Annotated in this window: 14 protein-coding genes and 2 pseudogenes; 7 read left to right on the top strand and 9 right to left on the bottom strand. The window is 70.7% G+C overall.

Annotated features, from left to right (window positions below; all coding sequences use genetic code 11):
* Window positions 1-505: 505 nt before the first annotated feature.
* The 5 genes and pseudogenes from NQU54_RS13215 to NQU54_RS13235 all read right to left on the bottom strand — a co-directional run.
* Window positions 506-604, bottom strand: a pseudogene (locus tag NQU54_RS13215) (IS5 family transposase); the annotation flags it as partial.
* Between the two features lie 148 nt (window positions 605-752).
* A pseudogene (locus NQU54_RS13220) lies at window positions 753-1,014 on the bottom strand (alcohol dehydrogenase catalytic domain-containing protein); the annotation flags it as partial.
* Window positions 1,015-1,139: 125 nt separating this feature from the next.
* Window positions 1,140-3,296 (bottom strand): ATP-binding SpoIIE family protein phosphatase, encoded by a 2,157-nt coding sequence (locus tag NQU54_RS13225; RefSeq protein ID WP_257631225.1) that lies wholly within the window; start codon window positions 3,294-3,296, stop codon window positions 1,140-1,142.
* A gap of 136 nt (window positions 3,297-3,432) precedes the next feature.
* On the bottom strand, window positions 3,433-3,600 hold the full coding sequence (locus tag NQU54_RS13230; RefSeq protein WP_257631226.1) for a hypothetical protein: 168 nt from the start codon (window positions 3,598-3,600) through the stop codon (window positions 3,433-3,435).
* Between the two features lie 153 nt (window positions 3,601-3,753).
* Window positions 3,754-4,545, bottom strand: coding sequence for an SDR family NAD(P)-dependent oxidoreductase (locus NQU54_RS13235; protein ID WP_257631227.1), 792 nt, complete (start codon window positions 4,543-4,545; stop codon window positions 3,754-3,756).
* Between the two features lie 132 nt (window positions 4,546-4,677).
* Here NQU54_RS13235 and NQU54_RS13240 point away from each other — a divergent pair, with 132 nt between their 5' ends.
* Window positions 4,678-5,496 carry an enoyl-CoA hydratase/isomerase family protein gene (locus NQU54_RS13240; RefSeq protein ID WP_257631228.1) on the top strand — a complete coding sequence of 273 codons (819 nt, stop codon included), beginning with the start codon at window positions 4,678-4,680 and terminating at the stop codon, window positions 5,494-5,496.
* A gap of 108 nt (window positions 5,497-5,604) precedes the next feature.
* Here the strand turns inward: NQU54_RS13240 and NQU54_RS13245 are convergent, their stop codons facing one another.
* The gene (locus NQU54_RS13245) at window positions 5,605-6,384 is read right to left on the bottom strand and encodes a 2-keto-4-pentenoate hydratase (protein ID WP_257631229.1); all 780 of its coding nucleotides are present in this window, start codon (window positions 6,382-6,384) and stop codon (window positions 5,605-5,607) included.
* 46 nt (window positions 6,385-6,430) lie between these two features.
* Window positions 6,431-7,255: a 2-keto-4-pentenoate hydratase gene (locus NQU54_RS13250; protein WP_257631230.1), complete on the bottom strand. Its 825-nt coding sequence runs from the start codon at window positions 7,253-7,255 to the stop codon at window positions 6,431-6,433.
* Window positions 7,256-7,460: 205 nt separating this feature from the next.
* On the opposite strand from NQU54_RS13250, the gene NQU54_RS13255 reads away from it, so the two are divergent.
* From NQU54_RS13255 to NQU54_RS13280, 6 genes are read left to right on the top strand one after another with little or no spacing between them, the layout of a single operon-like run.
* The gene (locus tag NQU54_RS13255; protein ID WP_257631231.1) at window positions 7,461-8,897 is read left to right on the top strand and encodes an aldehyde dehydrogenase; all 1,437 of its coding nucleotides are present in this window, start codon (window positions 7,461-7,463) and stop codon (window positions 8,895-8,897) included.
* Window positions 8,898-8,945: 48 nt separating this feature from the next.
* On the top strand, window positions 8,946-9,359 hold the full coding sequence (locus NQU54_RS13260) for a RidA family protein (RefSeq protein ID WP_257631232.1): 414 nt from the start codon (window positions 8,946-8,948) through the stop codon (window positions 9,357-9,359).
* 5 nt (window positions 9,360-9,364) lie between these two features.
* Window positions 9,365-11,035 carry an amidohydrolase gene (locus NQU54_RS13265; RefSeq protein WP_257631233.1) on the top strand — a complete coding sequence of 557 codons (1,671 nt, stop codon included), beginning with the start codon at window positions 9,365-9,367 and terminating at the stop codon, window positions 11,033-11,035.
* 14 nt (window positions 11,036-11,049) lie between these two features.
* Window positions 11,050-11,571 carry a 3-hydroxyanthranilate 3,4-dioxygenase gene (locus NQU54_RS13270; protein ID WP_257631234.1) on the top strand — a complete coding sequence of 174 codons (522 nt, stop codon included), beginning with the start codon at window positions 11,050-11,052 and terminating at the stop codon, window positions 11,569-11,571.
* Entirely contained in the window at window positions 11,568-13,127 is a 1,560-nt protein-coding gene (locus NQU54_RS13275) for an AMP-binding protein (RefSeq protein WP_257631235.1), read from the top strand. Before NQU54_RS13270 ends, NQU54_RS13275 begins: the two co-directional genes overlap by 4 nt.
* A complete protein-coding gene (locus NQU54_RS13280; RefSeq protein ID WP_257631236.1) occupies window positions 13,124-14,137 on the top strand; it encodes an amidohydrolase family protein in 1,014 nt (337 codons plus the stop codon). Before NQU54_RS13275 ends, NQU54_RS13280 begins: the two co-directional genes overlap by 4 nt.
* On the opposite strand, the gene NQU54_RS13285 is transcribed toward NQU54_RS13280, so the two are convergent.
* Both NQU54_RS13285 and NQU54_RS13290 read right to left on the bottom strand, forming a co-directional pair.
* On the bottom strand, window positions 14,105-14,920 hold the full coding sequence (locus NQU54_RS13285) for an IclR family transcriptional regulator (RefSeq protein WP_257631237.1): 816 nt from the start codon (window positions 14,918-14,920) through the stop codon (window positions 14,105-14,107). The genes NQU54_RS13280 and NQU54_RS13285 overlap by 33 nt on opposite strands.
* Window positions 14,913-16,406 (bottom strand): MFS transporter, encoded by a 1,494-nt coding sequence (locus NQU54_RS13290; RefSeq protein ID WP_257631238.1) that lies wholly within the window; start codon window positions 16,404-16,406, stop codon window positions 14,913-14,915. The genes NQU54_RS13285 and NQU54_RS13290 overlap by 8 nt, the downstream gene beginning before the upstream one ends.
* Window position 16,407 lies beyond the last annotated feature (1 nt).

Consider the following 16,407-nt stretch of genomic DNA (forward strand, 5'->3'; position numbering starts at 1 on the left):
GTCCCGCGTCGTGGACGGTGGCCCGCACCCAACCCGAGGACATATTGATCGAACGGTCCGTGTCGGTAATCGCCGCTCCCGCCCGTCCTGGCAAGACGCCGGTGTCGAAGCGGTCGATGCGTACATCCCAACGCCCGGGCAGCAGCGCGCCCATCATCGCGAATGGTGGAGGCTCTGGGTAAGGTCCGCAGTTCGTCCTTGTGTCCTGCATTCGCACCCAATCCTCGCCGACGTGCGGCGCCGCCCCTTGGACGAAGGCGGGGAAAACGACGACGTTGTAACGGCTCGTTCGATGAGTTCACAAGGCCATCGGAAAGCCGCCTTCACCCGTCCCCGTGCTTTGAAGCGGTCAAGCGGAGAGCAACGCTACGTGCTCGCGACGCTCCCTGATGAGTGCGCGATCACGATCCGCACGGGCCGCTGTGCCGTCCCGGAATGCGAGCCTGGACGGGCCGGAGGATCCGCTGGCGCGGGCGAGGCGAGCAACGGCGTTCCTTCCGAAGGTTCCCCTTTTCGCCGCCCCAGCGGCGTGCTGGTGGGCACGGCAGACCGTGAAGTCGTCGTTCACCTCCCAGGTGATCAGGCCCTTCGCGTCGGCCCCGGCCTGGAGCTGCATGCCGCCGCGTCCACACCTGCGGACGGCCCGGCTCGATGCCCCGCGGCAGCAGCGGCTCACGCCGGGTCCACTGGCCGTTCGTCAGATCCTCACGTCCCACAAGACGTGATCATCAACGAACAAGATCAACTTTCGCACGGCCACGTACGCACGCACGGCACCGACCAGAAACCGCCTGCCGGTTCAGGACGACGAAGTCGCCGGGCTTCACCGAGTCCACTCCCCCGCCCACGGCCTCGACGATGCCTGCGGCCTCGTGCCCGAGCAGGAAGGGGAACGCGTCGTCGATCCCGCCACCCCCGGTCGGTCAGATCGGTGTGACACACCCCGCAGGCGGCCACCGCGACCACGCCCTCACCCGGCCCCGGATCGGGGATCACTCTGTCGGCGAGCTCCACCGGAGCCCCCTTCTAACGGGCGATCACGCCGCAGATTTGCTGTGGCATCTGCCGGCACGACGCCCGCGATCTGCAACTTCAGGTCGTACTGCTCGCTTCAGAACCACGGCAGGGTCGGAATGGAGTCACCGCTTCGAGTGCTCCGCCAGTTGGGGCTTGCTCAGCTCGAACCAGACGGATTTGCCCCGCCCGCTGGGTGCGTTGCCCCAGGACGATGCCAGCGCATCGACGATGAGCAGCCCCCGGCCATGTTCTGATTCGGTGTCGGCCTCTCCCGAGGCCAGCACGGGTGCGGGCACGGGAGGTCGCGGGTCGGAGTCGCGTACGTCTATGCGCAGCCGATCAAGGTACTCGCGCAGCCGGACCTCGACCGCGCTGTCGGCGTGCACGAGCGCGTTGGTGACCAGTTCGGTGACGGCGAGTTCGAGATCGGACGAGACGGCTTCCCAGTCCCAAAGCCGGGCCTGCTCACGCAGGAATCTGCGGACGTCTCGGACAGCGTGCAGATCATGGCGGTGGACGAACATTCGCCCCACTCGCTGGCGGCGGCCCGCAGGCATGCCCAGAAACTGTGCGATCAGCAGTGCGGCATCGTCGTCCCGCTGTTCGTCGGTGCCGACGATTTCAAGCAGCCTGTCTGCCAGTGCCTCCAGGCTCAGGCCGACGTCAAGTGTCTCCAGGCGCTTGTGCAGTGCGGCGATGCCGTCCTCGAGCCGCACCGAGTGGGACTGGAGAAGTCCGTCGGTGTAGAGGACCAGGGTAGTTCCCTCCGGCAGCGGGAGCCGTGTGGAGCTGTAGACGGTGTCAGGCTGGACGCCCAGCGGTATTTCCCGGGGAAGTTCGGTTTCCGTGAAGTGATGGCCAGGGTGGCGGAGCATGGGCGTTGGATGGCCGGCGGTGGACATCTCGGCGGTCTCAGCCTCGGGGTCCAGCCAAACGCAGCAGCAGGTGGTCAGCAGGTCGATGCCGAGTTCTGCGAGTAGCCGGTTGATACGTGTCAGTACCTCCGCGGGGCGGTGCCCTTCGGCAGCGTAGGCCCGGATCGCGGTGCGCACCTGCCCCATGGTCGCTGCCGCGCGGGGTGTATGCCCTTCGACATCGCCAATGATCAGGCCGATGGCACCGTCGGGCAGGTTGAGCACGTCGTACCAGTCGCCGCCAACGGCGGTTCCGAATGTCCGCGTGGCGTATCGGGTGGCGATATCCACTTCGGCGTGCTGCGGGAGAGCCGGGGGCAGGAGGCCCTGCTGAAGTTCCTGGGCCAGCCGGCGTTCCGCCTCGACCTGGCGGACTCGCCCGATGGATGGGGCGAGGAGCTGCGCCATCCTTACGAGGGCGGCGCGCTCATCCGCCCGGAAGTCGCGTTGCCGGCCGAAGCCGAGGGCGAGGGTACCGGTGTTATGGCCGCCGATGATCAGAGGCAGCAGACAGTATGCCGAGACTGATTCGCTCCCCGCCGCGTCATGGAAGAAAAGAGGCCGGTCGACGGGCGACGGCTCGCCCATGTCCGTCTCCTCTTCCAGAGTGCCCGCTGAGGCCGTGGTAAGCCGCTCGGCGAGTACAGCGCCGCATCCGCTGTAACCAAGCAGTCGCGATCGCCCTGCGTCGATGACCGAGACGGCCAGGCACCGAGCCCCGAAGGGCTTCATGATTCGTTGGATCGCCGCATCAAGAATGTCCTGGAGCTGCAAAGCCTCGGTGAGCTGGGTGGCGAGCCAGCCGATCTGGTACACCAGAGACAGACTCAGGGACTCCGCCGGCCGCTCCGGTCTCGGCAGGGCAGGCAAAATGAATCTCGGTGCCGACGAATAGCGCTTTGTCCGGGACTCGCCGCCCTGCCGCTCCAGGCCGAGGGCCAGTCCGTCTGCCAGGCTCCTACAGCGGTCCCGCACCGTCGCAGGGACCTCCCCCCACTCGACCGGGTCGGCCCAGACGAGAAGCATGACTCCGAGTGACCGCCCGCCGGCGGCGATCAATGGTGTAGCGACGATCGCGTACGGGAACGGCATGGCCGGGAGGAGACCGCTGGGCGACTCCTCCCGAACGCGCACACACTGACGGCCGGTGCGGTAAGCAACGGCTCCAGCGTATCTGTCGTCGTTCGCAGGGTGCTGATCAGTCACCGCGTAGATCGACAGCGGATCGCCCACGACGACGGCGTTGGCCAGCGACTGTTCGTCATCGACCGGGAACAGTACGGATCCCATCGTCGCCCCGAGCTCACCCACCGCTCGCTGTAGCGTCTCGACGGACATCCGCTCTTCGGCGTCGAGCGACGTCACCGAGCTGGACGACCCCGAGAAGTGACTCCCGCGTCCCATTCTCCGCTCCAGAAGCCCGATCCCCCTTGTAAAGCGTATAGCCCACGGCAGGTCGGGCTATAGGCTTCGGAGCCTCCGCGGCGGCGCCCGATTTCCGTCACTGATGGGTGATGTTCAACCGGTCGATCGGCTTGCCCAGGCCCTTCGCATAGGCGACGACCTCGTCGGTGTGGCTCCCGCCAGCGCCGGAAAGAGCCCGGCCGGGGATCCGACGTCCGTCCGGCGTCAGGCCCGGTAGGGCGCGCGGGCGGGAGCCGGTGGCCACGACGACGCCCCGGCGCGCGGTCCACTCCCGGGCGCTGCGCTGACACCGGCGGCCCCGGCGGGACGGCGAGGGGCGCCGGATGACCGTCGGCAGTCGGTGCGCGGCGCTGCCAGGAGCCGTGACGCCTGCGGGCGGCGCCGCGCCCGTACGGCATCAGGCGCGGTAGCGGGTGGTGCTCCAGCCTCCGCAGACCGGCAGCGTCACCCCGGTGATGAACGACGAGTCGTCGGATGCCAGGAAGGCGAAGACGCCCGCGACGTCCCGTGGCCGCCCCACCCTGGGGAGGGGACGGGACTTCGTCACCATGTCGTCGAACTGCCCGGCCCGGATTTTCGGCGCCGTGGCCGGGGTCTCGATCAAGCCGGGCGCGACGGCGTTGACGCGGATGTTCCGGGGGCCGTAGTCGGCCGCCATCTGCCTCGTCAGGCTGCTGACAGCACCCTTCGCCGCCGAGTACGGGGCCGATCCGCCGACCCCGACGACCGCGAACGTCGAGGAGGTGTTGATGACCGACCCTCCACCCTCGCCGAAGTGCAGGACGGCCTGCCGGGCCATGCGGAACGTCGTCGTCAGATTCACCGAGACGAAGAAGTCGAAGTCCTCGTCGGTGGTGGCGTCGGCCGACTTGTCCCCTCCCCTGCCCGCGATGTTGGCGAGTACGTCGGGCACGCCGAACCGGCTATGGCAGACGTCGAACACCTGCTGGGCGGCGTGTTCGACGCGCAGGTCCTGGACGTGGGTGACGAGCGGGACGCCCTGCTCCGCGGCCTGCGCGGCCAGGGACTCCAGGCCGTCCGCGGCCAGGTCGACGGCGAGGACCCGTGCGCCACGGGCGGAGAACAGCAGCGCTGTCTCCCTTCCGATGCCGGACGCGGCGCCGGTGACGATGGCGGTCTTGCCCAGCAGCTGTTGCGCGAGCGGGTGACCGGTCTCGGAATCGTTCATCTGCCCTCCACTGTCGTGCTTCTCGCTCAGAGCATCCGGCGCGTTCCGTCACGGCGCCATACGGGCTTTCCACTGGGCGAGAAGCGGTCGTAGGCAGCCCGTCCGGGGTGCGCCAGGGTGACCGGCATGAACATGAGCGAAAGAGACTCCTCATCCGACGCGTACGCGGGTGACCTCCCGGAGATCTCCGGCCTGGTCGTGTCGTCGCCCGGGCCCGGTGTCGCCCTGGTGGAGTTCGCCCGTCCACACCGGCGGAACGCCCTGGACCGCGGCCTTCTGGACGGCCTGCCCGGCGTGCTGCGACATCTCAACCGCAACGACGAGGTGCGGGTCATCGTGCTGTCGGGCCGCGGCGGTTCCTTCTGCGCGGGTGGCGACCTCGCGGTCATCGGGGACATGCGGGGCGAGTCGCCGTCGCAGGCGGCCGACCGGATGGCCCGGGAGTTCGAGTCCACGGCTCAGCTGGTGGGTTCCGCGAAGATCACCCTGGCAGCTGTCGAAGGGCCCGCCGTCGGGGCGGGCCTCGCCCTGGCCCTTGCCTGCGATATCCGAGTGGGCGGCGCACATACGGTGTTCGCGGCGCCGTTCATCAAGATGGCCCTGGTGCCCGACTTCGGGGTCTCCTGGCTGCTGGCCCGTACGGTAGGGGCGTCAGCCGCGCTCGACATCCTGCTGAGCGGCCGCAAGGTATACAGCGAGGAGGCACTGAGCCACGGGCTGCTGACCGAGACCGCCGCCGATCCGCTCGCCCACGCCCTGGCGAAGGCCGAGGTGTTCGCCGCCGCCGAGCCGGCGGTCGCCGCCGCGACGAAGCGGCTCGTCCGGGACGGTCTGAGGACGGACTTCGCATCAGCGCTGCGAGCGGAGATCGCCCATCAGCTCGACGCGGTCCGCGCCGACGCGTTCCACGAGCACTGGTCGGCATGGTCGTCGGCGGTGCGCGGCAGATGAGAGACGCGTACGGTGCGGCGGCGGGCGCGGTTCGCCCGCCGCGTACGGGTACGCCGGGCCGCATACTGCCGCGGCCCGGCGGCCGGTTTCCGGTCGGCCGGGGCCGGGTCATTCGCCGGTGACGGTAACCGACCCCAAATGCCCGAACTCCGCCACGATCTGGTCGCCGGCCGCCAGGGGCACCGCGTCGGTGAGGCCGCCCGTGTACACGCACCAGCCCTCCTCCATGGTGATGCCGCGTCCGGCCAGTGTGTTGGCGGCCAGGGCGAGAGCCTCCGCCGGATGTCCCTGCACCGCCGCGCCGGTGGCGGTGTGCACGACCTCTCCGTTGACGTGCAGCACGCACGGCTCCAGCGCGAGGTCCAGCCCCTGCGGCGGCAGCGCCACGCTTCCGGCGACGACGCGTCCGGACGAGGCGTTGTCGGCCACCACGTCGGCCAGCCGGAACCGGAAGTCCCGGTATCTGCTGTCGATGACCTCGATGCCCGCGTGCACGGCCGCCACCGCAGCCAGTGCGCTGGTGGCGGTGACTCCCGGCCCGGCCAGCGGCCTGCCCAGCACAAAGACGATCTCAGGTTCCACCCGCGGGTGGATGAGGGAATCGAGTGGGACCGGGGCACCGCTGCCCAGCGCCATGGCGTCCGTCAGCCAGGCGGTCAGGGGTGCGTCGACACCCATGCGCTGCTGCTTCGCCCGGGAGGTGAGTCCGAGTTTGACACCGATGATGTGCTCGCCCCGCATGATCCGGCGGGCGAGGGTCTCGTCCTGGATCTGGTAGGCCACGTCGAGATCCAGCTCGGCCCACTCGTCGGTGAAGCGGCCGAGGTCCTGTCGCCGGTTCTCCGCGTCCAGGAGGGTGTGCGCCACCATCGGCACGGTCCACGTCATGTCTGTCGTCTCCATCGGTCGGGTGGGTGAGGGATCCGCGGGCGGTCTACCGCGGGTGGGCGAGGGGCCCGGTGACGAAGTGCCCGGTGACGCTGCCGAGATGGGTGAAGGCGGCGGTGACCGACTGCCCGTGGGCGACCGGCACGGCGGGGGTGAGGGGCCCGGACAGCAGGACGGAGCCGGCCGGCAGGACCACTCCGGCGGCGCCGAGGGTGTTGGCCAGCCAGGTGACGGCGTTGAACGGCGAACCGTGGACGGCCGCGCCGACCCCGGTCGCCACCGGCCGCCCGCCCTGGTGGAGAACGCAGCCCTCCATACGGGGCTGGAAGTCGTACGGGCGGGTCTGCCGCGAGCCGAGGACGACGCCGCCGACGGCCGCGTTGTCGGCGATCAGGTCGGCGAACGGAGCCTCGGCCGCGTCCCGCAGCCGGGAGTCGAGGAGTTCCAGGGCGGGCAGGGCGTAGGCGATCGCGGACGCCGCGTCGGCGGTGTGCAGGCCCGGCCCACTCAACCGCTGCCCGAGCACGAACGCGATGGCGGGCGCGACACGGGGCTCCACGAAGGCCCCGGCGTCGATGGGCCTGGACTCCGGGTGGAACACCGGCGACATCAGGTGGCCGTACGCGAGCCGGGCCGGATTCCCGTCGGCGGGCGGATTCCCGTCGGCGGACGCGTCGGCGAACTCGGCGATCCTCCAGCCCCGGACCGTGTGCCCGCTCTGCTCCCAGTGCCGCACCTGGAGTTGCTGGACCGCGTAGGCGTCGGACTCGGTGAGCCCCGCCCCGTCGGCCGTGGCGGGCCGGACGCCCAGGCGGTCCGCGTAGGCCCGGAGCAGCGTCTGGGCGTACTTCCTCTGTTCCTCTGCGTTCACGATGCCTTCCCGGGTTCGAGGTCGGGCTCAACCTCCGCCACTCCCCTCCAGTCGGCAAGGGTTCCTTTCCATCCAGCGGTAATCGCTCCGCAGCGGCCCGGAAAGGCGGGGTGGGTGTTTCCAATGAGCGGAAATGCTTCGTTGAGAATCGGGCCCGGCCCGGTGATGGTTGGTGCGTTCACGCAATCCGACGCAGGAGGACAAGGTGGAGTCTTTCGGCCACATCATCGACGGTCAAGAGGTGCCGTCCGTCGACGGCGCCGCTTTTCAGTCGATCGACCCGTGGGAACGCAAGCCGTGGGCGACGGTGGCTCTCGGCTCCGCCGCAGACGCGGACCGGGCGATAGCGGCCGCGCGGACCGCGTTCGACACCGGCCCGTGGCCGAGGATGAGTTACGCTGAAAGAGCGGGAATCCTGCATCGCCTGGCCGACCTCATCGAGGCCGACGGCGAAAGCCTCGCGCTCATGGACACCACCGACATGGGAAAGCCGATCGCGGAAACGCGCGGCCACGACATCCCGCGGTCCGCACAGAATTTCCGATTCTTCGCCGATTACTCCACCGTCACGGCCGCCGAGAAGTTCCCCATGGCGTCCGGGTTCCACGCCTACACCGAGTACGACCCGGCCGGCGTCGTCGCGGCGATCGCCCCCTGGAACTTCCCGCTCATGATGGAGACCTGGAAGGTCGCCCCCGCGCTCGCCTGGGGCAACACGGTCGTCCTGAAGCCGGCCGAGCAGACCCCCGCGTCGGCGACGCGGCTGGCACTCCTCGCGCTGGAGGCGGGCGTGCCTCCGGGCGTCCTCAACGTCGTGCACGGGTACGGGCCCGGCTCCGCGGGGCAGGCTCTCACCGAGTCGTCCTCGGTGGACAGGATCACCTTCACCGGCGAGTCGGGCACCGGCCGCGCGATCTCGGCCGCCGCCGCCCGCAATCTGACCCCCCTCAGCCTGGAGATGGGCGGCAAGGGCGCGAACATCGTCTTCGCGGACGCGGATCTGGACCAGGCCGTCTCATGGTCGATCAAGGCCATTTACACCAACAATGGCCAGGTCTGCCTCGCCGGCAGTCGCCTGTACGTCCAGCGGGACATCTATCAGGAGTTCATCGACCGCTTCCGCGCCGCCGCCGAGGCACTCGTCATCGGCGACCCGAAGGACGACGCCACCCAGATCGGGCCACTGGCCTCCGAGGAGCACTTCGACAAGGTCACGGGTTATCTGGACCTCGCCGTCCGCGAGGGCGCCCGCATTCTCACCGGCGGCCGGGGATCGGGCTGGACGGTGCGTCCCACGGTGATAGTGGGCGCGGGTCAACGTGACCGTGTCACTCAGGAGGAAATCTTCGGTCCGGCCGTGGTCATCCTCCCGTTCGACCAGGAGAACGACGCCGTCCGGGCAGCGAATGACACGCCCTACGGACTGAATGCGATGCTTTTCACCACGGATCTTTCCCGGGCACATCGGGTTTCGCGTGCGCTGCGCGTCGGGACCGTCTGGGCGAACTGCTTTTTCGTCCGTGACCTGCGTGCCCCGTTCGGGGGCGTCAAGAATTCCGGTGTCGGCCGGGAGGGCGGAAACTACAGTCGCGAGTTCTTCACGGAACCCAAGGCTGTGGTCATGAATATCGACCCGGCCTGAAATATCGACCCGGTCCGACGGGTGAGGAATCTACCGGTGAGGACAACGATGAATATCCGTTCCGTTTCAACCCATGGCGCCCCTACAGTCGGCTTCTCCAGCGGAACCAAGGCTCCGCTGTCGCAGGCAGTCGTCCACGGCTCCACCGTCTACTGCTCGGGCACGGGCCCGCTCGACCCGGAAACCCGCACCATCGTTTCGGAGGACTTCGAGGCGCAGGCGGAACAGACGCTGCGCAACCTGCTCGCCGTGGTCGAGGCCGCGGGCGGCGGCAAGGAGACCATCCTGAAGTGCAACTGCTACCTGCGCTCCGGCGCGTACTTTCCGGCCTTCAACGCCGTCTACCGCCGCTTCTTCGAAGGACTGCCGCATTTCCCGGCGCGTACGACGGTGATCGCGGCCGCGCACCGTGACGGGGTGCTCGTCGAGATCGAATGCGTCGCCGCCGTGACAGAAGGGTGAGCCGGATGACCACCGGTGACCCCGGCCCGTACGACCTGCTGCTGCGCGGCGGCCGGGTGCTGACCCTGGACCATACGGGCTCGACGGCCACCGCGCTGCTGCTGCGCGGCGGCAAGGTGGCGGCCGTCGGGGAGGAGCGGCGGGTCCTGGACGCCGCGGGCCCGGCGACGCGTGTACTGGAGCTGGGCGGTCGGACCGTCATACCGGGCTTCGTCGATGCGCACTGTCACTTCGAGGAAGCCGGCATGGACGGCGACACCGTCTCCTTCCGCGGGGTCACCACCATGGCCGAGGCCCTGGAGCGGGTACGGAACACGGCGCGGTCGCTGGACACCGGCGCGTGGGTGCGCGGCCAGATCTGGAACCCCGTCCTCCAGCTGCCGGAGGGCCGCGTCCCCACCCTGGCGGAACTCGACGCCGTCAGCGGTGGACGGCCAGTCCATCTGCCGATGGCGCACAGCTCCTGCGTCAACAGCGCCGCGCTGCGCCTGGCGGGGATCGACGAGCGCACACCCGACCCGGACGGTGGCCGTCTGGGCCGGGATCCCGACTCCGGAGCGCTGACCGGATACCTGTGGGAGGAGGCCCAGAACCTGGTCGCCCGGGTCGTTCCGGAGTGGACCGAGCAGGAGCGGGCCGGGCAGCTGCTCGCCGCGATGAAGGTGCTGAACGGCTGGGGCATCACCTCCGTGGTCGCCGGCGCGACGCACCCGCGGGACGTCGCCGTGCTGGCGCGTCTCGCCGAGGAGGGACGGTCGACGCTGCGCGTGGCCGCCATGGTGCTCCCGTCGGGCGAGCTGATCCCGTCGGTGTCGGAAGCGGAGTGGGAGAGCCTGATCGAGTCCGGCCCGCGGCGGTACGGCGACGGGACCTGGGTGCGCGAACTCGGCGTGAAGCTCCAGCTCGACGGGGGCATGACCCTGGGCACGGCGGCCACCCGGGAACCGCACCTGCCCGGCAGCGCGTACGCCGGTGACCTCCTGATCGACCATGCCCGCCTGGCGATGCTCGTGTCGCGGGCCCACCGCCGGGGCTGGCGTGTGGGCGTGCACGTGGTGGGTGACGCCGCGATCGACCGTGTTCTGGAGGTCTTCGCCGAGGCGCGGGCCGCCGGGGCGGCCGGGCCGGGCCCGGACATCCTGATCCACGCCAGCCTGATGCGGACGGACCAGCTGGAGCGGGCGCGGGACCTCGGGGTGGTGGTAGCCCCGCAGGCTCCGTTCCTGTGGAGGAACCGCGACGCCATCGCGGCGCGCATGGGCCCGCACCGGGCCGAGGGGGCCGTCCCTCTCCGGTCCATGATCGATGTCCTGGGCATCGACCGGGTGGCGGCCGGTACCGACTACCCCGTCAATGAGCTGAACCCGTTCCAGAACCTGTACACGATGACGACCCGGCGGGACGAGCGGGGCAGAACGGTCGGCGGCGGTGAGGCCGTCGGCCGTGAAGAGGCGTTGCGCCTGTACACCGCGTCGGGTGCCGCCCACACCGGTGAGGAGAGGACCAAGGGCTCCCTGCGGGTCGGCTGCCTGGCCGACGTCGTGGTCCTGGACGGGGATCCGCTGGCCGCGGACCCGGAGACCCTGCCGGCCCTGAACGCGGACGTGACCGTCGTGGGCGGCGGCGTCGTCTTCGACCGCCACCGCGAGCTGACGGACAGGCGACCACCAACATGAGAAAGAGGACGATCATGCTACCGAGCGAGATGCCGATCACCGATCTCGGCGAGGTCGCCGATGACCTCGCCGAATCGGGACGCCGCGTGCGGGTCCTGTGGCAGCACAGCGAGTCGCTGGCCTTCATCGCGCGCGGGCGGGAGTACCGCAGTGAGTTCCACCTCAACCCGAGCGACGAGGTCATGTTCATGATCCGCGGCGCGATGAACCTCCACTACCGCAACCCCGACGGCTCGGAGGGCGTCGCGGCCATCCCGGAGGGCTCCTCCATCTTCACCCCGACCGGGGTGGCGCACTCGCCACGCTTTCCGCCGGACGCCTTCGTCCTGGTGATCGAACGGCTCCGGCGGCCCGGCGAACTCGACCGCTTCCGCTGGTTCTGCCCGGGCTGTGACGCCTTCCTGCACGAGGAGAGCGTCCACATAGACGACTACCGGCTCGATCCGGTCGCCGGCGCGTACGAGCGCTTCTTCGGCAGTGTCGAAGCCCGCACCTGCGAGAAGTGCGGAACCGTGATGCCGGACGAGCGCCTGTGACCGCGCAAGGCGCCACGACGGGCGTCGGTTCGATCGGGGACGCGATCATCACCGCGCTGCGCCGGTTCGGCGACCGCGAAGCGCTCGTATGCGGCGCGGAACGTCTGACCTACGCACAGGTCGGGGACGCCGTGGCCCGCCTTCGCCAGGCCCTTGAGCAGGCTGGACTGCGGCCGGGCGACACCGTCGCGCAGATCACCGCGAACCGGCCGACGCAGTGGCTGGTGACCGCGGCCTGCTACATCGCCGGATTCCGCTCGGTCACCCTGCCCCTGAATGGCCTGCCCCCCGGCACGCTCCGCGAACGCCTGATCGCCGCCGGTCCGGCGCTGGTGGTCGTGGACGCCTCGCGGACGGCCGAGGTCGCCGGCTGGGACGCGCTGCGGAAGGACGTCGTCCGCGTCTCGGACGGTACGGACGACGACGGTACGGCGGAGGGCTGGACCAGCATCCAGACACTGCTCCGGGAGCAGCCCGCCGGGCCGATCGGTCCGGCCGCCCCGGCGGACGCGATCGTACGGCTGGGCTACACCTCCGGCGCCACCGGAACGGCCAAGGGTGTGCTGCTGTCCAGCGGGGCGCTGTGCGGCGTCGCCCTACTGAACCTGGCCCAGGCGGACTGGCCGGCCCGGCCGAGGGTCCTGTGCGCGGAGCCAGTGGCCGGCGGATTCGGCAATATGGTGGTGCCGACGCTGATACGGGGCGGCACGTTCATCATGCTGGAGACCTTCTCCGCCGGGGGCTTTGTGGACACCGCCGCCGCGCATCGGCCCAACGTCCTGCTGGCGATGCCGCCGGCGCTGCGCGCGATCCTCGCGCACCCCGGGGCGGGCGGAGCCGACTGGTCCGGTGTCGGCCTGGTGATCTACAGCGGTGCGGTGCTCACACCGGACGAGATCGACCGGTCGCATGCGTTGTTCGGGCAGGTGCTGTGCGGGGTCTTCGGTCAGGTGGAAGTGCCCAAGACGATCGCGTTCCTGGCACCAGCCGACCATCTGCTGCCGGAGCGCCGCACCTCCCTGGGCCTGCCCTGGACCGGGATGACCGTGCAGGTGCAGGACCGGGCCGGCCGTCCGTGCCCGCCGGGCCGGGCCGGCGAGGTGTGCGTCAAGGGACCGACGGTGATGGCGGGTTACGGGGGCGTGCGGGTGCCGGAGCGGCCGTTCCGGGACGGCTGGCTGCGCACCGGCGACGCGTGCCGGACCGACGAGCACGGCTACCTCCACTACCTCAACCGGATCCAGGACACCCTCGACTGGGACGGGGAGCTGGTCTGCCCCGCGGATCTCGAGGCTCTGCTCGCCGCGGAAGCCGGTGTCGCACCCACCGCGGTCACGACCCTGCCGGAGGGCGGCGGGGTCCTCGTCGCACTGCCGGAGCCGGTACGGGCCGGCGTCGCTGACGGGATCGGGGACTGCCTGCGCACCGCGGGCGCGCCCCGGGTCGAGGTACTGCCGGTGGCGGCCCTGCCACTCGACGCCATGGGCCGGGTCGACCGCCGTACGCTGCGCGCATGGTGGTCGGACAGGCCGGCCCGTCCGGGTGATGCCGTATGACCTCCGCGAGTGCCGGCGCCGGCCGGCTGATCGACGTGCACACGCATGCGGCTCCCACCCCCCTGCTGACGTGGCTGGCGGGCCACGGGCTGGCGGACATGAGCGAGGTCGGCCGTGACGTCGTACGGCTCTCGCCCGAGATCTCCGGAGTGGCCGAGGGCACGCCCATCCCCCTGCACCGCTCGCAGTACGACGTGGCGCACCGGCTCGCGGACATGGACCGGATGGGGGTGTACCGCCAGGCGGTGTCGCTGCCGCCGTTCTTCACCTGTTCCGGCGCCGCCGACCCGGGGCTCGTCCGGGAGGTCGTCGGCCGCGGGAACGAGGTACTGGCCGCGTTCGCCGGCCGGGGCGAGGGGCGGCTGCTCGCGCTCGGCACGGTGCCACTGGGGATCCCCGAGGGGGTGGCGGAGGCCCGGCGGTGCCTGGACGAACTGAACTGCGCGGGTGTCGCGATCGGTTCGTACGGTGCGGGCCGCGATCTGGACGATCCGGTTCATGAGCCGCTGTGGGAGTTCCTGGCCGAGCGGGGCACCTTCGTGTTCCTGCACCCCAACGCCGTGTCCGGGGGCGCCCGGCTGGGTTCCTACTGGCTGCCGCAGCTGGTGGGCTATCCCGCCGAGACGGCGCTGGCGGTCAGCCGGCTCGTCTTCGGCGGGGTGCTGGAACGGCACGCGCTCACACTGTGTCTCGCGCACGGCGGCGGCTGCCTGCCGGCGCTGGAGGGCCGGCTGGACCTGGGCTGGCGCCGCAAGGACGTCGCGCGTACGGTGCCGCTGCCGCCCAGCGAGTATCTGCGCCGGCTGTACGTCGACAGCGCCATATTCTCGCCGCGTCTGCTGGAGCGGCTGATCGAGGACTTCGGCGCCGGCCAGGTGCTGCTGGGCACCGACTACCCCTTCGAGCTGGCCGACACCGAACCCGCGGCCACCCTGGCCGGGCTGGCCATCACTCCCGCCGACCGGGAGCGGGTGGGCTCAGCCAATGCGCGGAGGCTTCTCGGCCAGTGACACCTGGACCTCGTCGCCGGCCTGGTAGTGGTTCTTCGCGAGCTGCCGGGAGATGGAGCTCGCCGCCACCCGCAGGGCCGGCTCGGTGGTCGCCAGGGAACGCGCCCGGGAGTGCATGACGATCGACAGCGCGGCGACCACCTGCCGGTTCTTGTCGAAGATCGGCGCCGCCACGGACACCGTGCCCAGCGTCATCTCCTCGACGCAGCGGGCGATGCCGGAGGCGCGGACGTCCCGCAGTGTGCGCATGAGGGCACCGGGCATGACGACGGTGTGCGAGGTGTGACGGTGCAGACCGGCACGGAGCACCGTCTCCTGGAGATCCGCGGGAGCGTAGCCGAGCAGGACCTTGCCGACACCCGTCGCGTACAGCGGCAGCCGGCCGCCGACCCGGGACGCGACCGGCACCGAGCTTCTGCCCCACACCCGCTCGATGTAGAGGGCCTCCCCGCCGTCGAGGACGGCCAGCTGTACGTTCTCCGAGGTCGCCTCGTACAGGTCGTGCATGAACGGCAGCGACACCTCGCGCAGCGTGTTGGGCTGGGGGCACAGCGAGCCGAGCTCCCACAGCCGCAGCCCGATGCGGTAGCGGCCGTCGCTCTCCCGCTCGAGGGCGCCGATCTCCACCAGCTCGGCCGCCATCCGGTGCACCGTGGAGACGGGCAGCCCGGTGGCCTGGCTGAGCTGGACGAGGCGCAGCGCGGGTTCCCGCAGCGTGAACGCGTTCAGCAGCGAGAACACCCGGCGGGACACGGATTTGTTGAGCTCGGTGTTGTCAGCCACGGTCAGCCTCTGAGGTCATGGAGCCCTGGTTCGCCCGGGCGCCCGGGTTCCACGGTATCTTCTCGCCACGGTGGCGAGAATCGCGGCGGCGGGAATCGCGGCGGCGCGCGAAGTCGGCGGCCATGGCCAGGAAGAACGCCGTGGCGACGACGGTCATCGCGAGGCCCAGGCCGGTAAGGCCGCCCCGGCCGCCGGAGGTCTGCGGGGGCAGCGAGCCGACGAGTCCGACGGCCAGAATCGCGCCCAGATAGCGGCAGGACTGGAACAGGCCGCCCGCGACGCCCGCGAATGGGGCCGGGGCCCGTTCGTACATCAGCCGCTGCAACCCGAGGTTGCACAGCCCGTAGGGCAGGCCGAGCAGCACACCGTCGGCGACCAGCAGCCACACGGGAGTGCCGGCGCCGAACGCGGCGACACCGGCCAGTCCGGCCATCAGCATCAGTGCGCCGGCGAGGAGTACGTACGGCGGACGGAGCCTGCGCAGCAGGGCCGGCGCCAGGACGGTCGCCAGTGCGCCGGTCGCCGCGATGGGCAGGATCAGCAGCCCGGCCTGGCCGGACGTGAAGTGGCGGCCGTCCTGGAACCACTGGGGCAGCCCGTAGAAGGCGCCGTAGTAGGCGAGGTTGAACAGGACGAAAAGGAGATAGACCGCGCTCAGGCCGCCCGCTCCGGCAAGGGCGGACAGGTCGATGAACGGGGTGGAGGTGCGGGCCTCCCAGATGGTGAACAGCGCCGTCGCCGCCACGAAGAGCAGCAGCCCCGGCAGGAACGCGCCGCTGGACACGTTCAGCATCACCTCGAGCAGCCCGACCGCCGCCGCGGTGAACAGGGCGATGCCGAGCGGGTCGAGGCCACGGAGCAATCGGCGGCCGCGTAGGCGCTCGGGCCGGGGAGGCGGCTCGAACAGGAGGAGGGCGGCGACCAGCGCGCCGACAGTCAGCGGCAGGTTGATCCAGAAGATCGCACCCCAGCCGCCGAGCGCGACCAGGGCCCCGCCGAGCACGGGTCCGACGGCGCCACTGACCGTGTTCGCCGCGGCGATGCCGGTCAGTGCGTGCCCCGTCGCCCGGCCCCGCCGGGCGAGCAGCACCATGGCGCAGGGGAAGGCGGCGGCTCCGCCGATGGCCTGCACGGCCCGGCAGGCCACCAGAGCGCCGACGGTTGGGGCGAACGGAGCGGCACCGGACGCCAGGGCGGCCAGCGCCATGCCGCTGATGAAGACCCGGCGCGGCCCGAAGACGTCGGCGATCCGCCCCATGATCGGCTGGGCGACACAGGCCGCCAGGTAGAACGCGGTGACCATCCAGGTCACGGAGGGCAGTGTGGTGGCGAAGTGCTGCCGCACCGGGACGAGCGCCACGGCCACCATCGAGGAGTTCAGGGGAGCCAGCAGCGTCCCCGTCATCAAGGTGATCAGTACGGCCAGGTCCGGTGCCCGCCGGTCCGTCGTCGTCCGGTGGCGCCGTCGCCGGAAGGCTGCGGCCATC

Origin of the sequence: Streptomyces malaysiensis subsp. samsunensis (assembly GCF_024519315.1) — a bacterium.
Taxonomy (GTDB): Bacteria; Actinomycetota; Actinomycetes; order Streptomycetales; family Streptomycetaceae; genus Streptomyces; species Streptomyces malaysiensis.

Excerpts from the sequence above, each read along its gene's own strand:
- NQU54_RS13235 (WP_257631227.1), bottom strand. The coding sequence starts at position 4,545 with ATGAACGATTCCGAGACCGGTCACCCGCTCGCGCAACAGCTGCTGGGC.
- NQU54_RS13240 (WP_257631228.1), top strand. The coding sequence starts at position 4,678 with ATGAGCGAAAGAGACTCCTCATCCGACGCGTACGCGGGTGACCTCCCG.
- NQU54_RS13245 (WP_257631229.1), bottom strand. The coding sequence starts at position 6,384 with ATGACGTGGACCGTGCCGATGGTGGCGCACACCCTCCTGGACGCGGAG.
- NQU54_RS13260 (WP_257631232.1), top strand. The coding sequence starts at position 8,946 with ATGAATATCCGTTCCGTTTCAACCCATGGCGCCCCTACAGTCGGCTTC.
- NQU54_RS13265 (WP_257631233.1), top strand. The coding sequence starts at position 9,365 with ATGACCACCGGTGACCCCGGCCCGTACGACCTGCTGCTGCGCGGCGGC.
- NQU54_RS13270 (WP_257631234.1), top strand. The coding sequence starts at position 11,050 with ATGCTACCGAGCGAGATGCCGATCACCGATCTCGGCGAGGTCGCCGAT.
- NQU54_RS13280 (WP_257631236.1), top strand. The coding sequence starts at position 13,124 with ATGACCTCCGCGAGTGCCGGCGCCGGCCGGCTGATCGACGTGCACACG.
- NQU54_RS13290 (WP_257631238.1), bottom strand. The coding sequence starts at position 16,406 with ATGGCCGCAGCCTTCCGGCGACGGCGCCACCGGACGACGACGGACCGG.